Raw genomic sequence first — 21,360 nt, 5'->3', positions numbered from 1 at the left:
CCGATTTGTGAACGAAATTGAAAATTGATTGATAAATAAACTCTTTTTTAAAACCCCCTTCGGGGGCATGGGGGATTACATCATAGCACCGATCGCTCGGTTCTGGCTTTCAGTAACGATTTGACCATCGAATAGATTTACAATTCTATGCGCATAATGCGAATCTCTGTCTGAGTGCGTTACCATGACAATTGTGGTTCCCTCTTGGTTTAGTTCTGTTAATAGGTTCATTACTTCGATTCCGTTTTTAGAATCTAAGTTACCTGTTGGCTCATCAGCTAATATTAATTTCGGGTTAGTTACTACCGCTCTCGATATTGCCACACGTTGTTGCTGACCACCAGATAATTGCTGCGGAAAATGCTTTTCTCTATGTGCAATTTTCATTCGCTCTAACACCTTCATTACCTTTTCTTTTCGTTCTGCCTTACCCATCTTTAAATAGATTAATGGGAGCTCTACATTTTCAAACACCGTTAACTCATCGATAAGATTAAAGCTTTGAAAAACGAAACCTAAATTTCCTTTACGTAATTGTGTACGCTGACTCTCTTTTAATCCGCCTACTTCATTACCTGCAAAATTGTAGCTGCCATCTGTTGGGTTATCTAACATTCCAATAATGTTCAATAACGTAGATTTACCACAACCAGACGGACCCATAATAGCCACAAACTCGCCGTCTTCTACTTTTAGGTTGACACTATTCAATGCCAAGGTTTCTACTTCTTCTGTTCTAAAACTTTTTTTAAGGTTCGTAATGGTTATCATATTCCTGCTATTTTGATTGTTATAATGACACCGAGAATTCTCAGATGTGACAGTTGATTTTCTATTTTAATACTATTCTTTAGTCCTTTTCACCCTTCGGCTACGCTCAGGGTTCGAAACTGAACTTTATAGGTAGCTGAGCGAAGCCGAAGCTATTTTAATACTATTCTCTCGGCTTCTCCGAAATTATCGTAGTTACTTGTAATTACTTTTTCTCCAGGTTCTAAGCCTTCTAAAACCTCATAGTATCTAGAATTCTGTTTTCCTATTCTAATGTTTCTCTTAATTGCTTCTCCTCCATCAGAATTCACAACAAAAATCCATTGTCCGCCTGTGCTTTGAAAAAAGCTTCCTTTTGGTAATAAAAGTGCGTCGTTAGATTCCCCTAATTGTAATTTAATATTATAGCTCTGACCTGAACGAATGGTTTCTGGCTTACTATCGGTAAAAACCAAATCAACCTTAAACCTACCATTTCTAACCTCAGGATATACTTTTCGTAATCGCAATGGAAATTCTGTTCCGTTACGTTCTAAAACCGCTACCAAATCTCTTTTTACACGGTCTATATAGTGCTCATCGATTTCAGCTTCTATCTTATAGTCTGTAAGTACGTTAATCTGACCTATACGCTGACCTTGCGCAATACTCTGCCCAATTTCGGCATCTAAAAACCCTAATTGACCATCTGCAGGGGCACGTACATTTAAGTGATCTAGTCTTTGGTACACCATACCCAAAGTTTTTTGCATACGCGCCAAATCGGTATCTAACCCTTTCAATGATGTCTCACGTAACTCATCATCTTGCACAGTTTGCACTTTGATAATTTCATGTTGTTTTTGAGATAATTCATAGTTTTCTTTAGATAGTTGAAATGCTTCTCTTGAAATTAATTCATCATCGAACAACGCTTTATTTTGCTCATAATTTCTTTTCAAGCGTTGCAAATCTGTACTCGTTGTTGCCAATGACCTTCTACCTTCTACCTGTCTTGAATCGAAACTCATTTTGGTTGATCTTAAATCATTTTGCTTTAGTGCCAAATTACTTTCACTTGCTAAAATCTGCTCGTACAAATTCATGTTCTCAAGCTTCAAGATGATATCACCTTTCTTCACCATGGCACCTTCTTCAATCAATTTCTCACTTACACGACCACCTTCATAAGCATCCATATAAATGGTGGCTATTGGTGCTACGCTACCGTTAATAGTAATGTAGTCATCGAATTTACCTGCAGAAACCTCAGCAATCGAAAGCTTATCTTTTTCTGTTCTAAATGTAGACACAGAACTGGCAAACAATAGCTGATACCCAACAAATAGTAGCAATACACTTAATGCGATGTAGCCGTAATGTTTTGGCTTAAATCCTTTTTTCTTTTCTAATTTTATATCCATGGTAATCGTTTGTTCTTTATTAAATCTTATTTCTTTTTAGCATCTAGTCAAAGGTTCAGCAGTTTGCTTCGTACCTCGCAAAGACGTTTTTTTCTTCTAATCAATATTGAATACTGGTAATCCTCTATAAAAATCTAACGTACTCTTATTAATTTCTGACCTTAATTTTACTTGTAAATTTTCATTTTGGGCACTCGCATATAAATTCTTAGCGGTAAAAAGTTCTAAAGCATTTATCAATCCTTTTTCATATCGCTTTTGAGCAATGGTGAACGCTAAATTCTGCGCGTCCATTTTCTGATTGCTCTGCACCAACTCTACCAGTAATGAATTATAATCTTGTACTAATTTCTGAATAGCCTGAAACAACACCTGTTCTTGTGTCTTTAAATTATTCTCTGCGCGTAACTTTTCAATTTTAGATTGTTTAACCCTTGATCTAGCCGACCAGCCATTACTAATTGGCACATTTAAATTAATACCTAAATATTGTGAAGTATTGTCTCTAAACTGCTCTCTAAATGGTAATGTATTCCCTAATGTATCTCTAAAGGTCTCGAAATATCCTGTTCCAATACCTGCAAAGAATGATAGTGATGGGTACAATCTACCTCTAGAAACCGCCACTTGTTTTTTAGCTGCTTCTGCTCTAAATTCCTGCGCTTTTATCATTGGTATAAACTCCCTTGCTTCAGTATAAACAGAATCAGATTTCATTTCTTGACTATTAAATTCTGATACTATTTCTTCTAAGTCTTTCTGGATCGTTATGTCTGAAGTGTTCTCTAAATTCATTTCTTGAATTAAGGTCAACTTCGCCGAAGCCAATTGATTTTTGCTTTGAGTAACATTTAATTTATCGGTCAACAATAAAGATTCTGCTTCATACAAATCTGCTCCTGCTTTCAAGCCTAATTCTACCTGCTTCTCAACTAAGCTATAGTTCGATTGTGATACTGTTAATTGTTCTTTTGATATTTCTACCAATCCTTCAAAAAATTGAATGTCATAAAAGGCTTGCATGACTCTAAATGCCAATAAATACTTTTGCTGTAATACTTCTTCTTGTGTTGCCTTAAATAACAACTTAGAGGCTTTTATTGAATTTATTTTCTGAAACCCCTGAAACAAATCAATCGAAGATTCTAAAGAGTAGTTATTCGAGTAAAAATCTTGATTTACGAATGTACCTGTGTTAGGATCTTCTGCTCTACCATAATTAATAAGATAGCTTGAAGATGCATTTACCGATGGCAACAAATTACGAACCGATTGTCTGTAGGTTTCTCTGTTAGATTGGTTGGTATATTTAAAGTCGTTCAACTGCAAGTTATGCTCCATTGCATAAGAAACACATTCATCTAATGTCCAGCTTTCTTGAGCAAGTATAGACCCCCAAATAGAGAGTAGTAAAAGTGTCGTTATTTTAAATTTTTGATTCATTTCTTCATTGGTATGCCATTCTCTATACTATATACGTGCCATAATTTTAAAATATTGATTAACAGCTGATTACAACATTAAAATAATCGCCACTTATTTATCAGTGTAAAAATGTTGTACAGATAATGTCAAATATTTTTACAGTACCATGAAAATACAAACTTGTATGTGTAGTTTTAAAAGAGTTAATAGAATTTACCATGATCGATGCTAAAATACTTGTTGTAGATGATACCAAAAGTGTATTGAGCGCTTTAGAGATATTATTACAGTTTGAATATAAAAGTGTACAGACTATTTCTAATCCCAATTTACTTACCTCTTTCCCCAACCTAAAAGACATTGATATCATACTATTAGATATGAATTTTTCTGCGGGAGTAAACACCGGTAATGAGGGATTATATTGGCTTCGAGAAATAAAAAAGAAGGCATCGCATATTTCTGTGATTATGATGACCGCTTATGGTGCCGTAGAACTTGCGGTTGAAGCTATAAAAGAAGGTGCCACCGATTTTGTTCTCAAACCCTGGAACAACGAGCGACTATTAACCACAGTAAAATCTGCCTACGAGCTTAGAAAATCGCAGAAAGAGGTACAGCACCTAAAACAGAAAGAGAGTAATTTGAAGCAGGTTATCAATCAGAATTCAAATTACATTATCGGGAATTCTAAAGCATTGAACAGTGTTTTAAACCTCGTACAGAAAGTTGCCAAAACAGATGTGAATATATTAGTTACTGGCGAAAACGGAACGGGCAAAGAACTAATCGCTCGCGAACTTCACAAATCTTCAGCTAGAAATAATGAGGTTTTTATTTCGGTGGATATGGGGTCTATCTCTGAAAATTTATTTGAAAGTGAACTTTTTGGTCATGTAAAAGGATCCTTTACAGATGCTAAAGATGACCGCGCAGGTAAATTTGAAGCCGCCAATGGTGGTACACTTTTCTTAGATGAAATCGGTAACCTTTCTTTACAGATGCAAGCAAAGCTGCTATCTGTTATTCAGAATAGGGTTGTTGTGCGTGTGGGATCCAATAAACCTATTGCTGTAGATATCAGATTAATTTGCGCTACCAATGGTAATTTAGAACAAATGGTTTCTGACGGCTTGTTTCGTGAAGATCTTTTATACCGAATAAATACCATTCAAGTACAGGTACCTGCATTACGAGATCGAGATAATGATGTGTTAGTATTATCAGATTTCTTCTTGAAAAAATTCGCCAATAAATACGGCAAGCCTAGTTTAAAAATCAATCAATCTGCACAAGAGAAATTAATGAGCTACCCGTGGCCTGGTAATGTTAGAGAGCTTTTGCATACCATGGAGCGTGCCGTTATCCTTTCTGAAGGAAATGTATTAAAACCTACCGATTTTCTATTGGACACCAAAACTACGGTAACTATTGAAGGCGGACCAAAAACGCTGGAAGAAATGGAACTGGTAATGATCAATAAAGCGCTGAACGACCATGAAGGAAATTACAGTGCCGCTGCCGATCAATTGGGTATTTCGAGACAAACGCTTTACAATAAACTTAAAAAATCGAGCAAATAATGGTCAGCAAAAGTATATACTACCAACTTGTTTTCAGAATTATTCTGATAGCCGTTTGTGCGCTACTCACTGCATTTCTGTTTTTTAAAGAACATTATCTGCTCAGTGTTATTTTAAGTCTTGTTTTTATAGGACAGACATACGGACTCATACATTACGTGAACCAGACCAATAGAAAAATTGCTTATTTCTTTGACGCCATTAAAAATGAAGATTTCACTTTACGTTTTCCTGAAAAACTGAGTGTAAAATCTATTGAAGAACTCAACCAAAGCTTGAATATGCTGAATGGAATGATTCAAGATATTCATGTAAAAAAACAAGCCCAAGAGCAGTATTACCAAGAAATATTAAGGCAAGCAGACATTGGTATATTTACCGTTAATGACAAGGGGCATATTTTATACGCGAACCCAACGGTGCAAGATTTGCTCAACTACCGACCACTTAACCATGTTAAGCAATTAAAACAAATAGACCCTAATCTCTATAGCCTTTTTGAATCTTTAGAGCCTTTCGAAAGCACATTATATTCTTTAGGTAATGAACGGGGTAAAAAAGTATTAACGCTAAAGTGTACGCCTATCACTATTGAAGGTAAGCAGTTATTATTGGTTATTGTTCATGATATTCAAAAGGAATTAGATGATAAAGAAACTGATTCTTGGGCAAAATTAATACGTGTTCTAACCCATGAAATCATGAATACCATTACTCCGATTACTTCTATATCTGAGTCTATCTTAAAATACTTTAAAAAAGGTAATGTGCTTTCTACGCCCGAAGAATTCGGAGAACTTCAGATAAAAAATTCTGCAAAAGGTTTAGAGGTTATCAAAGAACAAGGCAATGATTTAATGAGTTTTGTACAGTCGTACCGAACATTTTTAAGTGTACCCGAACCTGATCGAGAATTAATACCAGCTAGCAAGATTTTAGAAAAAGTACGGTTGTTATTACAGGAGTATACCAACGGACATAATATTACCTTAGAAGTATCATCTGAACCTGAAGACTTAGAACTGTATATTGACGAAAAACAGCTTACCCAAATACTTTTAAACCTAGGAAAAAATGCCCAGCAGGCTTTAGAAGAACAAGATGAGGGTAGCATCATTATAAAAGCAGAAGAAGATGCGCAGGGTAAAAAATATATTACGGTTACCGATAACGGACCTGGGGTTTCTGCGGAGTTGTTAGATGAAATATTTGTTCCGTTTTTTACAACCAAAAATACTGGAACAGGAATCGGTTTAAGCTTAAGCAAGCAGATAATGCGTTTGCACGGCGGGTCAATTCGGGTAGTATCTAATGAAAAGACAACATTTACCCTAACATTTCAATAGCGCTATAATTCTGCTTTTAGCTCTGTAAATGGATCCCAAAAGTAATTTTCTAATTGTACTATTTGCAAGTCTTTAATTACTACTCCCTCACCTTCTAACAGTTGTTGCATGAGATTGGTGCCATCAAAATGATGCTTACCAGTTAATAGCCCGGCTTTATTGACTACTCTATGTGCGGGTATGTCATCCATATTGTGCGATGCATTCATTGCCCAGCCTACCATTCTTGCACTACGGGCCGCACCTAAGTATTTGGCTATTGCGCCGTAAGAAGTTACACGCCCCTCGGGTATTAACCGTGCTACCTGATATACTCTTTCAAAGAAATTCTCATTTTCAGGTTTCATCGGCTACATCCGTTTAATTAAACAATCTAAAAGCTGTAATCACAAATAGCAACAACATTAATCCGCTTAAAATAAAATTACTATTCTTAGAGAATGATTTTGTTTTATGCTCCCACTTATTAAAATAGATCACATATAAATACATGGCAAGAAAAGTACCACTGCCTGCAGCCAGAATGAACAAAACCTCATCTATGATTTTAAAGGTCATAAATCCTTGCGAGTGAAAAACCGTATTCAATCCGCTATAGTACGGTATCGCCAAAAGATTAATAAGTGCCAAGAACACTCCTTTAGAAAAACTATTTCGTTTTTTAGTCTCGGTTAGTATCAACGGCTTATTTTCTTGCTTTCTACCTTTTATAAAAAATACAATTGCCAGCACAAAGAAAATACCTAAGGCCAATTGCAATAATATTTCTATAACATGCTGATTTCTAGAAATTAATTTTGCGATACGTACCGATACATACGTTTGTAACATTACGGCAAGAGCAACACCCAAACCAAAAATTATTCCATTTGTTTTTCCCTTTTCTACACTGGTCTTTGCTGCATTTAAATTCAGCAAACCGGGTGGTAATGACGCGAAGAAAGCCGCACCAAAAGTGAATACAAATAAAATAGGTAATTGTTGCATTGAATCAGTTTACCTTGAACCTAATAAAAGTAATAGGCTTTCCTTTTTCAAGATACTGATTTTCGTAGAAAGTCTGTATTTCTAAAACTTCTTTTGGGCTACCTTCATTCTTATACACATCATGATTGGCATAAACTACCTCTAAACCAAGACCGTGAAGTAAACCTAAAGTGTACCCGTGCATGAACTCACTGTCTGTTTTTAAATTAACCGTCCCTTCAGGTTTTAAAACTTGTCTGTAGCGTTCTAAAAATGCCGTATTGGTCATACGGTGTTTGGTACGTTTGTATTTTATTTGTGGGTCTGGGAAGGTGATCCAAATTTCAGATACCTCTTCTTTACCAAAAAGATGATCTACCAATTCTATTTGAGTTCGTATAAAACAAACATTGGGTATATCTTCTTCAACAGCTTCTTTAGCTCCTTTCCAAAAACGGGCACCTTTAATATCGATACCGATAAAATTCTTATTCGGAAATTTTTTAGCCAAGCCAACGGTGTACTCCCCTTTACCACAACCCAATTCTAAGACAATAGGGTTGTCGTTTTTGAAATGTGTATTCCACTTTCCTTTCAACGGGAAACCGCCTACCACTTCTTCTCTTGTTGGTTGAATTACGTTTGAAAACGTCTCGTTTTCCTGAAATCTCTTTAATTTATTTTTACTTCCCACAATTATTACATCTAAACTGCGGCAAATCTAAGAAAAAAGTGAGGGTTAGCGATTATTGTACTTCCTCTATTTGAACGATACTTTTCTCTAAAGTAAAAGAAAACTCAGAACCTACCTCTACAGCGCTTTCTACATAGATTTTTTCTCCATGCGCTTCTATAACATGTTTTACAATGGCCAGACCCAACCCAGAGCCACCTTCACGACGACTACCACTTTGGTCTACCCTATAAAAACGTTCAAAAAGTCGAGGAATATGAATTGCAGGTATACCTTCACCATTATCGGTTACCCTAACAATTACCTTATTCTTGACCAAATTTTCAACACTTACCTCTGTTGTACCATTATCATTGCCGTACTTAATAGAGTTGACCAATAAATTGGTAAGCACCTGTTGTATTTTTTCTTTATCGGCAAATACGAATATGGGATCAACATATTCCATATCGAAAGTTAGGGTTATATTTTTCTTGGCTGCTTTCATCTCCAACAGATCAAATACACTTTGTATTAAATCTATAATATCGAACGAGCGCTTTTCAAGAGTAAGGTGCCCAACTTCTAACTTGGTTATTAAATCTAAATCTTTTACAATATAAATTAACCGGTCTACCGCTTTATTGGCTCGTATTAAATACTTCTTACGAACATTTTTGTCATCAATAGCACCATCTAGCAAGGTTTCAATATAACCTTGCACAGTAAATAACGGCGTTTTTAATTCATGAGATACGTTACCCAAGAAGTCCTTCCGGTATTCTTCCCGAATTTTCAAAGTGTCTATCTCTATCCTTTTATCTTTAGCAAACTTCTCGATTTCTGCAGTTAAGGTTTTCATATCTGTAGTAACAGGGTATGAAAGTATGGTACTTGATTCTAGCAACTCTACATCATCATAGATTTTTTTAATTCGCTTGTAAATGAATTTCTCTATTCTTAATTGTAGTGTAACAAAAGAGATTATAAAAAAAATTATCGCCGCAGATATTAAAATACCCCAGTTTATGGTGCTAAATCGCCATTGTAATAAAGCGAGCATCGCTATGCTAATTATAACAATATAAAGCGATGAGCGCAACGCAAAACGATATGATTTTCTTGAACGAACTTTAGCAGCCATTTAAAGTACAAACTTATATCCTACTCCTTTAACGGTCTTAAAATGGTCTTCTCCAATTTTTTCACGAAGCTTTCTAATATGTACATCTATAGTACGACCACCAACAACCACTTCATTGCCCCAAACTTTATCAAGAATTACTTCTCTCTTGAAAACTTTACTAGGTTTTGAAGTTAACAAAGCTAGAAGTTCAAACTCTTTTCTAGGTAAAATAATCTCTTTACCCTTCTTAACAATTTTATACTCTTCCCTATTAATAACGATATCACCTACCTGGGTAATATCTTCTTGAGCATTCTCATCGTTTTTAAGGCGTCTAAGAAGTGCATTTACTTTACTAACCAAAACTTTTGGTTTTATAGGCTTGGTAATGTAATCATCTGCACCAGCATCAAAACCTGCTACTTGAGAATAATCTTCTCCTCTAGCTGTTAAGAAGGTAATGATAGTATTTTCTAATCCGGAAGTTCTTCTTAGAATTTCACAAGCTTCAATACCATCCATTTCAGGCATCATTACATCTAGTATAATAAGGTGGGGCATTTTCTTTTTTGCCTTGGCAACACCATCAGCTCCATTTTTAGCAGTATACACATCGTACCCTTCAGCAGATAAATTATAAGCTACTATCTCTAGAATATCTGGTTCATCATCAACTAAAAGTATCTTAATGTCCTTCTTTTTCATGGTTTTCAAATTAGATTGATTCGCTCAAAAGTAAAGATAATACTATTACTGCAACGCCACTTAACATTGATTTAATGTAGTAACGTTTACATAACATTAACAAAATAAATGTTTAACATGGATCTAACCCGAACATTACACCCTCTCTGTTTCTTTGCCGCTGATTAAAGAATCGATATATCTAATGAACAAGTTACTATTTTTTACATTCCTTTTTATCTCTATTATTTCTAGTGCTCAAGACACAGGAAGCATTGCCGGAACAATTACAGACAAAGAATTAAACGACGAACCATTACCATTTGCAAACGTATTATTAAAAGGTACTACTAAAGGTACTACTTCTGATTTTGACGGACTATATGAGATATCAGACATTGAGCCTGGCACCTATACCATATCATTTAGTTATTTAGGATACGAAACTGTTGAAATGCCGAATGTTGAAATCTTAGCAGGTAAGTCTACCACTATCGATGTTTCACTTAGCGCATCGCAAGGTGTTTCTTTAGACGAGGTAACGGTTACAACTGTAGCTCGTAAAGATTCTGAGACAGCATTATTATTGGATCAAAAAAGAGCTATCGAAATTAAAGAAAGTATCGGTGCTGTTGAACTTGCTAAGATCGGAGTATCTGATGCTGCTACTGCAACTACAAAAATATCTGGTGTATCTAGTAGCGAAGCTTCTGGCGATGTTTTCGTTAGAGGATTAGGTGACAGATATTTATCTTCTACATTAAACGGACTTCCTGTTCCGTCTGATGATATTGATAAAAAAAACATTAATCTTTCTTTATTCCCAACACGTGTTCTTCAAAATGTAAGTATCAGTAAAACATACGGAGTAGAAGGGTCTGCTGATCAAGCTTCTGGTACAGTTAATATTACTTCTAGAGAATTAGCGGGTTCTAGTGAACTTGCAATTGGTGTTTCTGGTGGTGTAAATTCTAATGTAGCTAAAAGCGGAGTTTACGATAACTTTAGAATATCACAGAATTCTAAGAATACAACATTCGGTTTCTACGACCAAAATCTTTCTACACAACAGTTAATTACCAACCAAGGGTGGAATACTTTACGACAAGAAAACCCGATGGATTATTCTATGTCTATCGCTGCAGGTAAGAAAATAGCAGATAAGCTTGCTATATTTTTCACAGCTTCTCACTCAAGATCTTTTGAGCATAGAGAAGGGGTCTTTAGACAATACCGTTCTAACTTTATCGATGACACCATTACCGATGCAACTACCTATCAAAAGAAAATAGTAAATACGGGGTTATTAGATATTACTTATTTAGCCAACGCCAAGAACAAAATTAAGTCAAGCACTTTTTTCGTTAATAAACTAGATGAAAATGTTTTTGAAGCAGGTCGTAATGGCGAGGCAACAATCTTTGAAGAAACGAGCCCAAGTGAAGGTCTTTTTCAATTTATTAGAGATCAAAACACTAAACAAACGAGATTATTAATAACTCAATTAATAGGTAGACACCAAATTGGTGAGAAAAACACACTGCACTGGGCCGCTGGTTATAATCTTTTAAATGCCGATGAACCAAACAGAATTAGAAACGAAGTCAATTTTGATCCCGATGGCACACTTGTTCAACTAGGTAGAAATGGCGGATTTCAACAACGTAAGTCTAGTCAAAAAATTGAGGACAACGAATTCAGTGCTTACCTAAAAGACGAATTAAAAATAATTGATGAGGAAACAAGAAACTTCAAACTAAACTTTGGTGTTTCTTACCGCAATAAAGAACGTGATTTTAGTTCTGAATTTGTTGGTGTAGAAGAAGTCAATACAAATGCAGTTAACCCATCATCTATTGATGATCTTGGTGCAGTTTTTCGTCAATCTTATTTTGATGCGGGACTCTTAGAAATTAATCTTTTAGGCTCAAATGCTAATGACGAAAGAAAAGATATCTATTTAGGAACTTTAGATTCTAAGGCAGCATTCTTTTCTTTTAATGTCGGACTTGACCAATGGAACTTTGATGCAGGCCTACGTTTTCAAAGAGATGAAATTAAAGTTGCTTATGATATAGGAAACCTTTCGCCTAGAACAGGAGATAGCAATCAAGATTACAGCAACTTCTACCCTAGCTTAAATATTAAGTACACTATTAACGAACTAAACGCATTACGTTTAGCAATAAGCCGCACAATTACATTACCAGAATTTAAAGAAATAGCGCCTTTTAACTATGTTTCTCCTACTGGTCAAATAACTAGAGGTAATCCAGATTTAATAGCTTCAAAAGATATTAATCTAGATTTAAAATGGGAATACTTTCCATCTGCCGCTCAGCTTGTTTCTGTTGCTGCCTTCTATAAAGATATATCTGACCCAATCAACAGAGTTAGAGAAAGAGGTTCTGCAGGTATCTTCTCTTACTTCAACTCTGGTGAGAAAGCTGAAATTTTTGGTCTTGAAGCAGAAACTAAATTAGATTTAGTAACCCCTGCTTACAACGATGACGATGGTTCAGAATCTGGTTATAACCTTAACATGGTTCTTAATGTAACCCGTATGTGGCATCAACAAGATTTAAAAGAAATTTATAACGATGAAGGTAATTTATTAAGAAGCTTTCAATATAAAGGTATCACCAAAACTGATCTTCAAGGTGCTTCTGATTGGATTTTCAATACTAGTTTAAATTATGATACCGCTGGCGACAATCCTTTTGCAGCATCTATAAATGCAAATTACGCATCAGACAAAATTTATTCTTTAGGTGTACCTACCGATCAAACCAATAGAGATATCTTTTATGATGACGCTATCGTTGAAAATGGTTTCGTAGTCTTAAATGCCCAAATCAGCAAAGAATTTGGTGAGCATATTAAAGTAAGTCTTACAGGTAAAAACTTATTGAATCCAGAAATAAAGCAAACACAATTAATTCGCAACCCAGTAACTGAAATAGAACTAGAGCAAACTGTTAGCTCTTACTCTACCGGTATGGGAATAAGCTTAGGGCTTAATTACAAATTCTAATTAGAAACACTCAATACTCACTAATCTTTAATTTTAATCTTTTAAAATGTTTATTATGAAATTGAAAACGAAAAATTTTGTAAAAGTTTTTGCTCTTGCAGCAGCTATTACCTTTGCCAGTTGTAGTAGTGATGATAATGATCCAGATAATGGACCAGACGCGGTATCACCGACTTGTACCGATGGTATAAAAAATGGTGATGAAACAGGAGTTGATTGTGGGGGTTCTTGTACTGCTTGCGAAGCAACAAACCCAGAAGAAAGTACTGTTTTAACAGGAGAATTAACTGAAGAAAGAACACTTGACGCTACTAAAACCTATTCATTAGAAAAAAATTATAGTATTGAAGCTGGGGCTAAATTAATTATACCTGCAGGAACCGTAATCAACGCAACTGTTGAAACAGGTGACGAAACTTCAACATACATTGTTGTTCAAAGAGGTGGTGAAATAGATGTACAAGGTACAGCTGCTGCTCCAGTAACTATGCAATCTACAGGTGGCCAACCTGGTCAATGGGGTGGATTAGTGGTCTTAGGTGACGCAACTACTACCGAAGGTGTTGATGCAACTGCTGAAGTTGGTAACTTTAAATATGGTGGATCTACAAATGATGATAATTCTGGTTCAATTTCGTATTTGATTATAAAGCATGCAGGTGCTCAAATCGATGCCGAATCTCAATATAACGGTCTTACGCTGTATGCTGTAGGTTCAGGTACAACTATTGACAACGTTGCTATGATTGATGGTGATGATGACGGAGTTGAGTTTTTTGGTGGAACTGTTTCTGCTTCTAACTTATACTTCGAGAACAACCAAGATGATTCTATCGACTGGACAGAAGGTTGGAACGGTACCGTTACCAATGCATATGTTCTTCATACTAAAGAAGGTTTCTCTACAGCTGTTGAAGCTGATAAAGCGAACGGGAATCCTCAATTAATAAACTTTACTGCTGTTTCTACAGTAGGTGGTACTGCTTTACAATTTAAAGCGACTTCTGGAGCGACAATTACCGGACTTTCTTTAAGTGGTTATGAAACTTCAATTGATATGAAAGACGACGGTCCTTTGGCTAACGTAATTATAGAAGGTGAAGCTGGTAACCCAGATACTAGCTACAATGCAAATGCAACAGTTGATATCGCAATTTTTGATTGGGTAAATACAGATGCAGCTGTTGGTAGTAGTATTTTAACAGGCAACTTAACTAGCGACCTTACTTTAGATGCTGGTATAAACTACTTCTTATCTAAAAACCTTAGTGTTGAAGATGGCGCTACGCTTACAATACCTGCAGGCACAAAAATTACTGCTCAGGTTGAGTCTGGCGACGAAACTGAAACCTATATTGTAGTACAAAAAGGTGGAATGATTTCAATAGAAGGTACTGCTGCTAACCCAGTAGTTATGACTTCTACAAACGATAACCCTGGCGATTGGGGCGGATTGGTGATTTTAGGTGATGCAACTACTACTGAAGGTGTAGATGCAACTGCAGAAGTAGGAAACTTTAAATATGGCGGTACTACTGATGATGATAATTCTGGTTCAATTAGCTACTTGATAATTAAGAATGCTGGTGCTCAAATTGATGCTGAATCTCAGTACAACGGACTTACGCTTTACGCTGTAGGTTCTGGAACAACTATTGACAATGTTGCTATGATCGATGGTGAAGATGACGGAGTTGAGTTCTTTGGCGGAACTGTTTCTGCTACTAACTTGTATTTCGAAAACAACCAAGATGATTCTATTGACTGGACAGAAGGTTGGAACGGTACTGTTACAACAGCATATGTATTACATAGCGAAGAAGGCTTTTCGACTGCGGTTGAAGCTGATAAAGCAAACGGTAATCCGAAGTTAATTGACTTTACTGCTGTATCTACTGTTGGTGGCACTGCTTTACAATTCAAAGCGACTTCTGGTGCAACCTTAACTAACGTAAGCCTATCTGGTTATGATACTAATGTAGACATGAAAGATAACGGTCCATTAGCTAACGTAATTGTTGACGAAACTGCACTTACTACAGTTGAAGACGATGTTTTTAACGGAACAGCAGTTGATGTTGCAATTTTTGCTTGGGCAACTGGAAACTAAATAACAGTATTATATATATTTTAAAAGCCCGCAAATTGCGGGCTTTTTGTTTAGAATAATTCTTACAATCAAAGACTACACGCTACTTAAAACCACAATAAAACAGGTAGTTTAAGTCATAAATAGTGCATTTCATCGATTATATTGCATTTCATCGATCTTTTCACAATATCTACTCTTACAAAAATAAAAAGGAGTGTTAAATTCTTATATTTGTGGCATAGCATTTGTAACCAGCTATATATGAAGCACCTTTACCTAATCATCTTCTTTTTCTTTATTTCTTTCAGCTATGGGCAAAGTACCCAAAGTAATGGAGACATTGATGGTTTTAGTATGTACCCAAATCCGGTTACTACAGGTAAAGTTTATATTTCTACCAACCTTAACGCACCTAAAGAAATTTTCATCTATGATGTATTTGGTACATTATTATTGAAGACAACTATTTTAGGTAAAGAATTGAATCTTTCTGATTTAGATTCTGGTGTGTACGTATTACGTGTTCTTGAAAAAAACAAGATGTGTACACGTAAGTTGATTGTTAAGTAACAACTCCCCTCTTTTTCTCGGTATTTTCAAAATCCACTATCGGTTAACTACACGTTTTTACGACGAATTACTTCGACTTTCTCATTGACCTACAAAAAAATTGGTTTCACAACATTTTCAGTGTTCAAGTTACACTTAACCATACCTTTGAAGTGTTGATCCCAAATCAATATCAAATGAAGAAAATCTACTTTATGCTATTTATGGCAGTCTCTGTTGGCTTATACGCCCAAGACACTATAGATATCAACGACCTACGTAACGATGAAATTGCCGGATTCAAATTATACCCCAACCCAGCAATTGCTGATGTTGTTTATGTAACAACACAGAAAAACAGTATAAAAGAAGTAAGAGTTTATGATGTATTCGGAGAGCTCGTCTTAACCGAAAAATTGTCTGCAAAGGCAATGAATATCTCTAGACTATCGCCTGGCGTTTATGTTGTTCAGGTAACCGAAGACGAAAAATCTATTACTCGTAAGCTTGTGGTGAAATAAATTACCTACATATTTTCATCTCAAAACAATTAAAATAATTTGGTTCAGTACCTTTGCCAGAATTGGTGCCGAACATGAAGCATAATGCTATTTTTGATATACAAACAGAAGGGGATTTTCTAACCCAAGCACTGCGTATATTCAAGTTTCAATACGACAACAATGTAGTCTACCACGATTTTTGTACTTATTTAAATGTGCAACCAGATGCTGTTCAAACTTTAGAACAGATTCCGTTTTTACCTATAGAATTCTTTAAGTCTAAAGATGTTCTTAGCACCACTGATACACCAGAAATTACCTTTACCAGTAGCGGCACCACAGGCAGTGAAACCAGTAAGCACTTTGTTACCGACTTAAGTCTATACGAGCAGAGCTATTTAAAGGCTTTTAACCATTTTTATGGCGATATTACTGACTATTGTGTTCTTGCACTGTTACCTTCTTATCTAGAACGTACAGGCTCTTCATTGATCTATATGGCAGATGATTTGATCAAAAAATCGAATCACCCAGAAAGCGGTTTCTTTCTAAACGAATACGAACAACTGCATGAGCTACTTATTGAACTTCAAAAAACGGATACCAAAATATTAATTATAGGTGTTTCTTTTGCCTTGCTAGAATTTACCGAGCAATACCAGATGTCTTTACATAACACCATTATCATGGAAACTGGTGGCATGAAGGGTCGTAGAAAAGAAATTGTACGCCAAGAATTGCATCAGCTTTTATCGAACGGATTCGGAGTACCAAATATTCACTCTGAATACGGAATGACAGAACTTTTATCGCAAGCGTATTCTAAAGGAAACGGGGTTTTCGACTGCCCAACTTGGATGAAGATTTTAGTGCGCGATACCGAAGACCCACTTACCTATTTAACCTATGGCAAGTCTGGCGGAATCAATGTAATCGATTTAGCAAACATCAACTCCTGCTCTTTTATTGCCACTCAAGATTTAGGTAAAATAAACCAAGACGGCACTTTTGAAATTATCGGAAGATTCGATAATTCTGATATTAGAGGGTGTAATTTAATGGTGCTTTAATTTTCTTTACAATGCCATTGTATACGTTTTAGAAAAGCCAAACGTTGTTTACTTAAGATATTTCTTACTTATATTTAACGTAAACAAGAATTAATGCGCTTTCATATTTATATCATTCTTTTCTTACTTGCATCTCTTTTCACAAATGCTCAACAAGCAAAAAAAACCTCAACTCCGAATTGGGTTACTCCTATATCAATTACAGACAAAAAAGATGCTAAAGAAGAAGGAGCCTACAAATACTTGCTATTAGATTATCAAGATAATTTAATTAAAAAAGAACAGTTTGTTCACTATGCTTTTAAAATTTTGAATAGTGATGGTATTCAAGAGATGTCTGACATTAGCGCATCTTACGACCCAGAATACCAAAAAATAGAATTTCATAAAGCACAAGTTATTAGAGATGGTGAAATCATTGATAAATTAGAAAAATCATTCATAAATACCTTTCAGAGAGAAACCAATTTAGAACGTTCATTATATGATGGGTCATTAACTTCTGTAATTAATCTATCAGATATTCGTGTTGGTGATATCATTGAATATTCTTACTCTATCAATGGCTTTAACCCCATAAATGAAGGCAATTATTCTAACCTTGTCTATGAGGAATATACAACACCGGTTAATAGTATATACAATAGAATTTTAACCGATTCAAACAACCCCATCACATATAAAACGCTTAATGGAGCTAATGATCCGAAAGTAAATAATACAACTTTAGGTAAAGAATATACTTGGACAAATAATAGTGGTGCATATGTAACTTATGATAGTAACACCCCTTATTGGTATAACTCACAAAAGCGCATTTCTGTTTCAACCTTTAATAATTGGAAAAGTGTCGTTGAGTTAATGACACCATATTATAAATTTCCTAAAGAACATTTGAAGAACCCTATAACTATAGATAAAGAGCTAGATTCTAAACAAGATGTTATCATAAAGCTCATTAGATTTGTACAAGATGATATTCGCTATTTAGGGTTTGAATCTGGTATTGGTGCCTTTAAACCTACTAAACCAGATGTCGTATTAGATCGTAGATACGGAGATTGCAAAGACAAATCTTTACTTCTAGCAACTTTATTACAAAACCAAGGTGTCAGCTCATTTCCTATTTTGGTAAACTCTAAATCAAGTGAAAATTTAGATAAATTTTTACCTAGTCACCTAATGTTCGATCATTGTATTGTCTACTTCGAACACGGCGGCAATGAGTATTTCGTGGATCCTACTATTTCTAACCAAGGTGGTAATCTATACCATCTATACACACCCGATTATAAAAACGGATTACTACTTAAAGAGGGAAGCGCCTCATTAAAGAAGATACCCTATAAAACAAATTCTCGTATTAGAATTGTTGAAGATATCACTGTAGACAAAATTGGTGGTAACGCTAAATTTGAAGTAAAAACAGAATACTTTGGCAGTAGAGCCGATAACACAAGAGCTTATTTCAAAAATAATAAGGAAGAAAGTATAAATAAGGAATATCTAAATTTCTATAGCAGCTTATACCCTTCAATTTCTTCAAGTGAAAAAGTAACTTATTTAGATGATTCAAGACCATGGGAAAATATATTCACCACAAACGAATACTATGATATTGAAGGTCTTTGGAGCACGATAGAAAACGATGAAACAATCTACTTTGATACCAATTCACTAGTCTTAGACGGATTAATTAGCTACAACAATTCTTTAGAAAGAGAAATGCCATATAGTGCTGGAGTTCCTTTTAGTTTTACACAAACTACACGCATATTATTACCAGAACCTTGGTCTTTAAATTTAAAAGACATCAGAATAGATAATGATTATTACAGCTTTTCGAAGACGATTAAGCAAACAGGGAACATGATAACTTTAAATTATGAATATGAATTAAAGAAAGATGTTATACCAGCAGACGATACCCGATCTTTCATAAAAGAACACGACGACCTTAGAGATAAAATTGGATTACAACTTACCTATGGCGATAACGAATCGGAGTCGGGAATTAGTTGGTTATCCATTTTTATAATGTTATTATCAACTGCGTTAAGCATCTTTTTCGCTATTAAACTTTACAAAAGCTACAACCCAAAAAAGGACGAAGAAGCATCTTTACCCGGACAAGAATTTGGAGGCTGGTTAATTCTTCCATTAATCGGTTTAGTGCTGACACCTGTTATACTCATTTTTAATATTTACCAAAATGGGTATTTTGATAAAACTATTTGGGACGGTTTCGAATATGCCGGTTACGAAAATGCAAAAATGTTAGAAGCATACCTAGGTTTTGAGCTCTTCTATAACTTTGCCTTCTTAACATTCGCTGTATTAACCATACTATTGTTTTTACAAAAACGAACGGCTGCCCCAAAAATGATGATCATATTTTATGGTTGCAATTTGGGTATTACATTACTTGAAAGTTTTCTTATGAATCAATTTGCAATACCTGACCCAACAGCTACTGCAGATATTCTTAAAGCCATTATTTCTTCTGCTATCTGGATACCTTATTTTCTAAATTCTGAAAGGGTTAAAAATACTTTTGTGAATACCTATAGCAATACAGAGTCTGAAATTGAAGAATTGCAATTAAAAATATAAGAGATTTAATTCTTACTCAGCGAATAATCTAACCCAGGTCCATCACAAGCCATCCAAAGGCTAGAAATCATGGTTGAATTTCTGTACATTAAAAGCTCTTTATCGTCGCCCGTACAATTACCTGCCAATTCGTTACCTGTTTCAAAGGTTAGTTCTAAGTAATGATTTAGATCATTCTCGTATTCTACGACCTCAAAACTACCCGTAGCTTCAACAAGCTCATCACCAATAGTTCTTGATTTTACAAAAGTACCTTCTGGTGAAAAAATGTAATATTCTTGCCATTCCATTTCTTCGCCTGTAGTTTCTGAATTTTGAAAACTACCAGACATTTGAGTTAGCTCCCATTTTTGTTCTGAGAATACAAATTGTGTTGACTCTAATCCGAAATCATCGTCATTAGCACAAGAGGTAAGAAAAACAAGAAACAAAAATAAAAGGGCATATCTTTTCATAGCTCGAAGACTTTTAACTAGTTACAAGATACCCAACTTAACAAATAGTTGCGTTAAGGCAATCTTAAATTAAAGTCCTAATATTTTGGCATCTACAAAAAAGGTAGAATTCACCTCTAATTCGTGGTCGCTACTCATTAACTCGTCGGTAACGGTATTTAATCGCAAGCTGAATTCATCGCTCTTTATATACTCTTTCAAATCTGTATCTGAAGTATCTAAAGTTATTTTATTACCAGCATCTTCAGGAACTTCGTCTAAACTCGCAATTCTAATTTCTTCTAGTCCATCCGCAGAGATATATACTTCTATCGAATTTAAAAAGCTGAAATCAGCACTTTCTGGCGAAATGATAACCAATTCTAATTCGGTCAACTTAATTTCTTCAATAAGGTCTTTTCTGGTATCGTTTACTTCAAAAGTAGATTCGGAATTCGTCTCTATTTCTGGAGTAAAAACATCAAAAGGTAAATCGATACCTGCAGTAGAAGGTATAGTAGCGCGCTGGCTATATTCCATATCAAACTTTGTCAAATCATCGAGCTTATCGCAAGCAGTAAACAATGTAAACAAACAGATAATAGCAATACTCTTCTTAAACATAACTTGGGGGTTTATGCTAACAAACGCTATTCTAAAAGAAATATTTAAAAATAACTACCCTAAATGACGTACTCTTTACTAGCGCGTAAAAACAAAGGTTACCTCATCATCTGCAATATCAGGATTGTCTTCATACGTAAGTATAAGTTGCTCACCTCTAGTTTCGAAAAAGTACACAGAACCGTCAGAAAAATTGATTCTATTGGCTTGTCCGCCATAAAAATGCTCCCCATTTTCTCTGAAAAAAGCATATTCACTTTCATTGGTAACGGTAACCATACTTCTGCTTGAATCGAAATTAATTGTGGTTAAAGAAAAATCTATATCCTCCTCAAAACCACAATAACAAACAACATTAGAAAGTATCCATTCGCCTTCTAAAGCCAGATCTTCTATTACGCGATCATCATCACTACAAGAAATAAATAACAAGAACAATACTGCTACAAGTTTCAACTTCATAA

General features: G+C 35.2%; 19 protein-coding genes. 8 read left to right on the top strand and 11 right to left on the bottom strand.

The window, feature by feature from the left end:
• Positions 1-75: 75 nt before the first annotated feature.
• From QSV08_RS18230 to QSV08_RS18220, 3 genes are all read right to left on the bottom strand, one after another.
• Positions 76-771: an ABC transporter ATP-binding protein gene (locus QSV08_RS18230; RefSeq protein WP_324025129.1), complete on the bottom strand. Its 696-nt coding sequence runs from the start codon at positions 769-771 to the stop codon at positions 76-78.
• 152 nt (positions 772-923) lie between these two features.
• The gene (locus QSV08_RS18225; protein WP_324025128.1) at positions 924-2,174 is read right to left on the bottom strand and encodes an efflux RND transporter periplasmic adaptor subunit; all 1,251 of its coding nucleotides are present in this window, start codon (positions 2,172-2,174) and stop codon (positions 924-926) included.
• 96 nt (positions 2,175-2,270) lie between these two features.
• A complete protein-coding gene (locus tag QSV08_RS18220) occupies positions 2,271-3,617 on the bottom strand; it encodes a TolC family protein (protein WP_324025127.1) in 1,347 nt (448 codons plus the stop codon).
• 200 nt (positions 3,618-3,817) lie between these two features.
• Between QSV08_RS18220 and QSV08_RS18215 the strand changes: the two genes are divergently transcribed.
• Both QSV08_RS18215 and QSV08_RS18210 read left to right on the top strand, forming a co-directional pair.
• On the top strand, positions 3,818-5,182 hold the full coding sequence (locus tag QSV08_RS18215) for a sigma-54-dependent transcriptional regulator (RefSeq protein ID WP_324025126.1): 1,365 nt from the start codon (positions 3,818-3,820) through the stop codon (positions 5,180-5,182).
• Positions 5,182-6,528, top strand: a complete 1,347-nt coding sequence (locus QSV08_RS18210) for a sensor histidine kinase (protein ID WP_324025125.1) — start codon at positions 5,182-5,184, stop codon at positions 6,526-6,528. Before QSV08_RS18215 ends, QSV08_RS18210 begins: the two co-directional genes overlap by 1 nt.
• A 2-nt stretch (positions 6,529-6,530) precedes the next feature.
• On the opposite strand, the gene QSV08_RS18205 is transcribed toward QSV08_RS18210, so the two are convergent.
• From QSV08_RS18205 to QSV08_RS18185, 5 genes are read right to left on the bottom strand one after another with little or no spacing between them, the layout of a single operon-like run.
• Positions 6,531-6,875 (bottom strand): MGMT family protein, encoded by a 345-nt coding sequence (locus tag QSV08_RS18205; protein WP_027065899.1) that lies wholly within the window; start codon positions 6,873-6,875, stop codon positions 6,531-6,533.
• 13 nt (positions 6,876-6,888) lie between these two features.
• The gene (locus QSV08_RS18200) at positions 6,889-7,515 is read right to left on the bottom strand and encodes a LysE family transporter (protein ID WP_324025124.1); all 627 of its coding nucleotides are present in this window, start codon (positions 7,513-7,515) and stop codon (positions 6,889-6,891) included.
• Positions 7,516-7,519: 4 nt separating this feature from the next.
• Positions 7,520-8,188, bottom strand: coding sequence for a tRNA (guanosine(46)-N7)-methyltransferase TrmB (gene trmB, locus QSV08_RS18195; RefSeq protein WP_324025123.1), 669 nt, complete (start codon positions 8,186-8,188; stop codon positions 7,520-7,522).
• Positions 8,189-8,240: 52 nt separating this feature from the next.
• A complete protein-coding gene (locus QSV08_RS18190) occupies positions 8,241-9,311 on the bottom strand; it encodes a sensor histidine kinase (protein WP_324025122.1) in 1,071 nt (356 codons plus the stop codon).
• On the bottom strand, positions 9,312-9,998 hold the full coding sequence (locus tag QSV08_RS18185) for a response regulator transcription factor (protein ID WP_324025121.1): 687 nt from the start codon (positions 9,996-9,998) through the stop codon (positions 9,312-9,314).
• A 184-nt stretch (positions 9,999-10,182) separates the two neighbouring features.
• Here QSV08_RS18185 and QSV08_RS18180 point away from each other — a divergent pair, with 184 nt between their 5' ends.
• From QSV08_RS18180 to QSV08_RS18155, 6 genes are all read left to right on the top strand, one after another.
• A complete protein-coding gene (locus tag QSV08_RS18180) occupies positions 10,183-13,011 on the top strand; it encodes a TonB-dependent receptor (RefSeq protein WP_324025120.1) in 2,829 nt (942 codons plus the stop codon).
• A gap of 55 nt (positions 13,012-13,066) precedes the next feature.
• Positions 13,067-15,121, top strand: coding sequence for a hypothetical protein (locus QSV08_RS18175; protein WP_324025119.1), 2,055 nt, complete (start codon positions 13,067-13,069; stop codon positions 15,119-15,121).
• A 243-nt stretch (positions 15,122-15,364) separates the two neighbouring features.
• Positions 15,365-15,673, top strand: coding sequence for a T9SS type A sorting domain-containing protein (locus QSV08_RS18170; protein ID WP_324025118.1), 309 nt, complete (start codon positions 15,365-15,367; stop codon positions 15,671-15,673).
• A gap of 176 nt (positions 15,674-15,849) precedes the next feature.
• Positions 15,850-16,173, top strand: coding sequence for a T9SS type A sorting domain-containing protein (locus tag QSV08_RS18165; RefSeq protein ID WP_324025117.1), 324 nt, complete (start codon positions 15,850-15,852; stop codon positions 16,171-16,173).
• 74 nt (positions 16,174-16,247) lie between these two features.
• On the top strand, positions 16,248-17,225 hold the full coding sequence (locus QSV08_RS18160) for an acyl transferase (protein WP_324025116.1): 978 nt from the start codon (positions 16,248-16,250) through the stop codon (positions 17,223-17,225).
• A 93-nt stretch (positions 17,226-17,318) separates the two neighbouring features.
• Positions 17,319-19,838, top strand: a complete 2,520-nt coding sequence (locus QSV08_RS18155) for a DUF3857 domain-containing protein (protein ID WP_324025115.1) — start codon at positions 17,319-17,321, stop codon at positions 19,836-19,838.
• Positions 19,839-19,843: 5 nt separating this feature from the next.
• Here QSV08_RS18155 and QSV08_RS18150 read toward each other — a convergent pair whose 3' ends face one another.
• The 3 genes from QSV08_RS18150 to QSV08_RS18140 form a co-directional block, all read right to left on the bottom strand.
• Positions 19,844-20,293, bottom strand: a complete 450-nt coding sequence (locus tag QSV08_RS18150) for a hypothetical protein (protein ID WP_324025114.1) — start codon at positions 20,291-20,293, stop codon at positions 19,844-19,846.
• Positions 20,294-20,362: 69 nt separating this feature from the next.
• Positions 20,363-20,896 carry a hypothetical protein gene (locus tag QSV08_RS18145; protein WP_324025113.1) on the bottom strand — a complete coding sequence of 178 codons (534 nt, stop codon included), beginning with the start codon at positions 20,894-20,896 and terminating at the stop codon, positions 20,363-20,365.
• Between the two features lie 78 nt (positions 20,897-20,974).
• Entirely contained in the window at positions 20,975-21,358 is a 384-nt protein-coding gene (locus QSV08_RS18140; protein ID WP_324025112.1) for a hypothetical protein, read from the bottom strand.
• Positions 21,359-21,360: the final 2 nt, after the last annotated feature.

It is taken from the genome of Maribacter sp. BPC-D8 (assembly GCF_035207705.1).
GTDB lineage: Bacteria > Bacteroidota > Bacteroidia > Flavobacteriales > Flavobacteriaceae > Maribacter.
This window is presented reverse-complemented; position numbering and strand designations above follow the sequence as displayed.

What these genes read in the sequence shown, in the direction of transcription:
- QSV08_RS18230 (WP_324025129.1), bottom strand. Translation starts at nt 771, where the DNA reads ATGATAACCATTACGAACCTTAAAAAAAGTTTTAGAACAGAAGAAGTA.
- QSV08_RS18225 (WP_324025128.1), bottom strand. Translation starts at nt 2,174, where the DNA reads ATGGATATAAAATTAGAAAAGAAAAAAGGATTTAAGCCAAAACATTAC.
- QSV08_RS18220 (WP_324025127.1), bottom strand. Translation starts at nt 3,617, where the DNA reads ATGAATCAAAAATTTAAAATAACGACACTTTTACTACTCTCTATTTGG.
- QSV08_RS18215 (WP_324025126.1), top strand. Translation starts at nt 3,818, where the DNA reads ATGATCGATGCTAAAATACTTGTTGTAGATGATACCAAAAGTGTATTG.
- QSV08_RS18210 (WP_324025125.1), top strand. Translation starts at nt 5,182, where the DNA reads ATGGTCAGCAAAAGTATATACTACCAACTTGTTTTCAGAATTATTCTG.
- QSV08_RS18205 (WP_027065899.1), bottom strand. Translation starts at nt 6,875, where the DNA reads ATGAAACCTGAAAATGAGAATTTCTTTGAAAGAGTATATCAGGTAGCA.
- QSV08_RS18200 (WP_324025124.1), bottom strand. Translation starts at nt 7,515, where the DNA reads ATGCAACAATTACCTATTTTATTTGTATTCACTTTTGGTGCGGCTTTC.
- QSV08_RS18190 (WP_324025122.1), bottom strand. Translation starts at nt 9,311, where the DNA reads ATGGCTGCTAAAGTTCGTTCAAGAAAATCATATCGTTTTGCGTTGCGC.
- QSV08_RS18185 (WP_324025121.1), bottom strand. Translation starts at nt 9,998, where the DNA reads ATGAAAAAGAAGGACATTAAGATACTTTTAGTTGATGATGAACCAGAT.
- QSV08_RS18180 (WP_324025120.1), top strand. Translation starts at nt 10,183, where the DNA reads ATGAACAAGTTACTATTTTTTACATTCCTTTTTATCTCTATTATTTCT.
- QSV08_RS18175 (WP_324025119.1), top strand. Translation starts at nt 13,067, where the DNA reads ATGAAATTGAAAACGAAAAATTTTGTAAAAGTTTTTGCTCTTGCAGCA.
- QSV08_RS18170 (WP_324025118.1), top strand. Translation starts at nt 15,365, where the DNA reads ATGAAGCACCTTTACCTAATCATCTTCTTTTTCTTTATTTCTTTCAGC.
- QSV08_RS18165 (WP_324025117.1), top strand. Translation starts at nt 15,850, where the DNA reads ATGAAGAAAATCTACTTTATGCTATTTATGGCAGTCTCTGTTGGCTTA.
- QSV08_RS18160 (WP_324025116.1), top strand. Translation starts at nt 16,248, where the DNA reads ATGAAGCATAATGCTATTTTTGATATACAAACAGAAGGGGATTTTCTA.
- QSV08_RS18155 (WP_324025115.1), top strand. Translation starts at nt 17,319, where the DNA reads ATGCGCTTTCATATTTATATCATTCTTTTCTTACTTGCATCTCTTTTC.
- QSV08_RS18150 (WP_324025114.1), bottom strand. Translation starts at nt 20,293, where the DNA reads ATGAAAAGATATGCCCTTTTATTTTTGTTTCTTGTTTTTCTTACCTCT.
- QSV08_RS18145 (WP_324025113.1), bottom strand. Translation starts at nt 20,896, where the DNA reads ATGTTTAAGAAGAGTATTGCTATTATCTGTTTGTTTACATTGTTTACT.
- QSV08_RS18140 (WP_324025112.1), bottom strand. Translation starts at nt 21,358, where the DNA reads ATGAAGTTGAAACTTGTAGCAGTATTGTTCTTGTTATTTATTTCTTGT.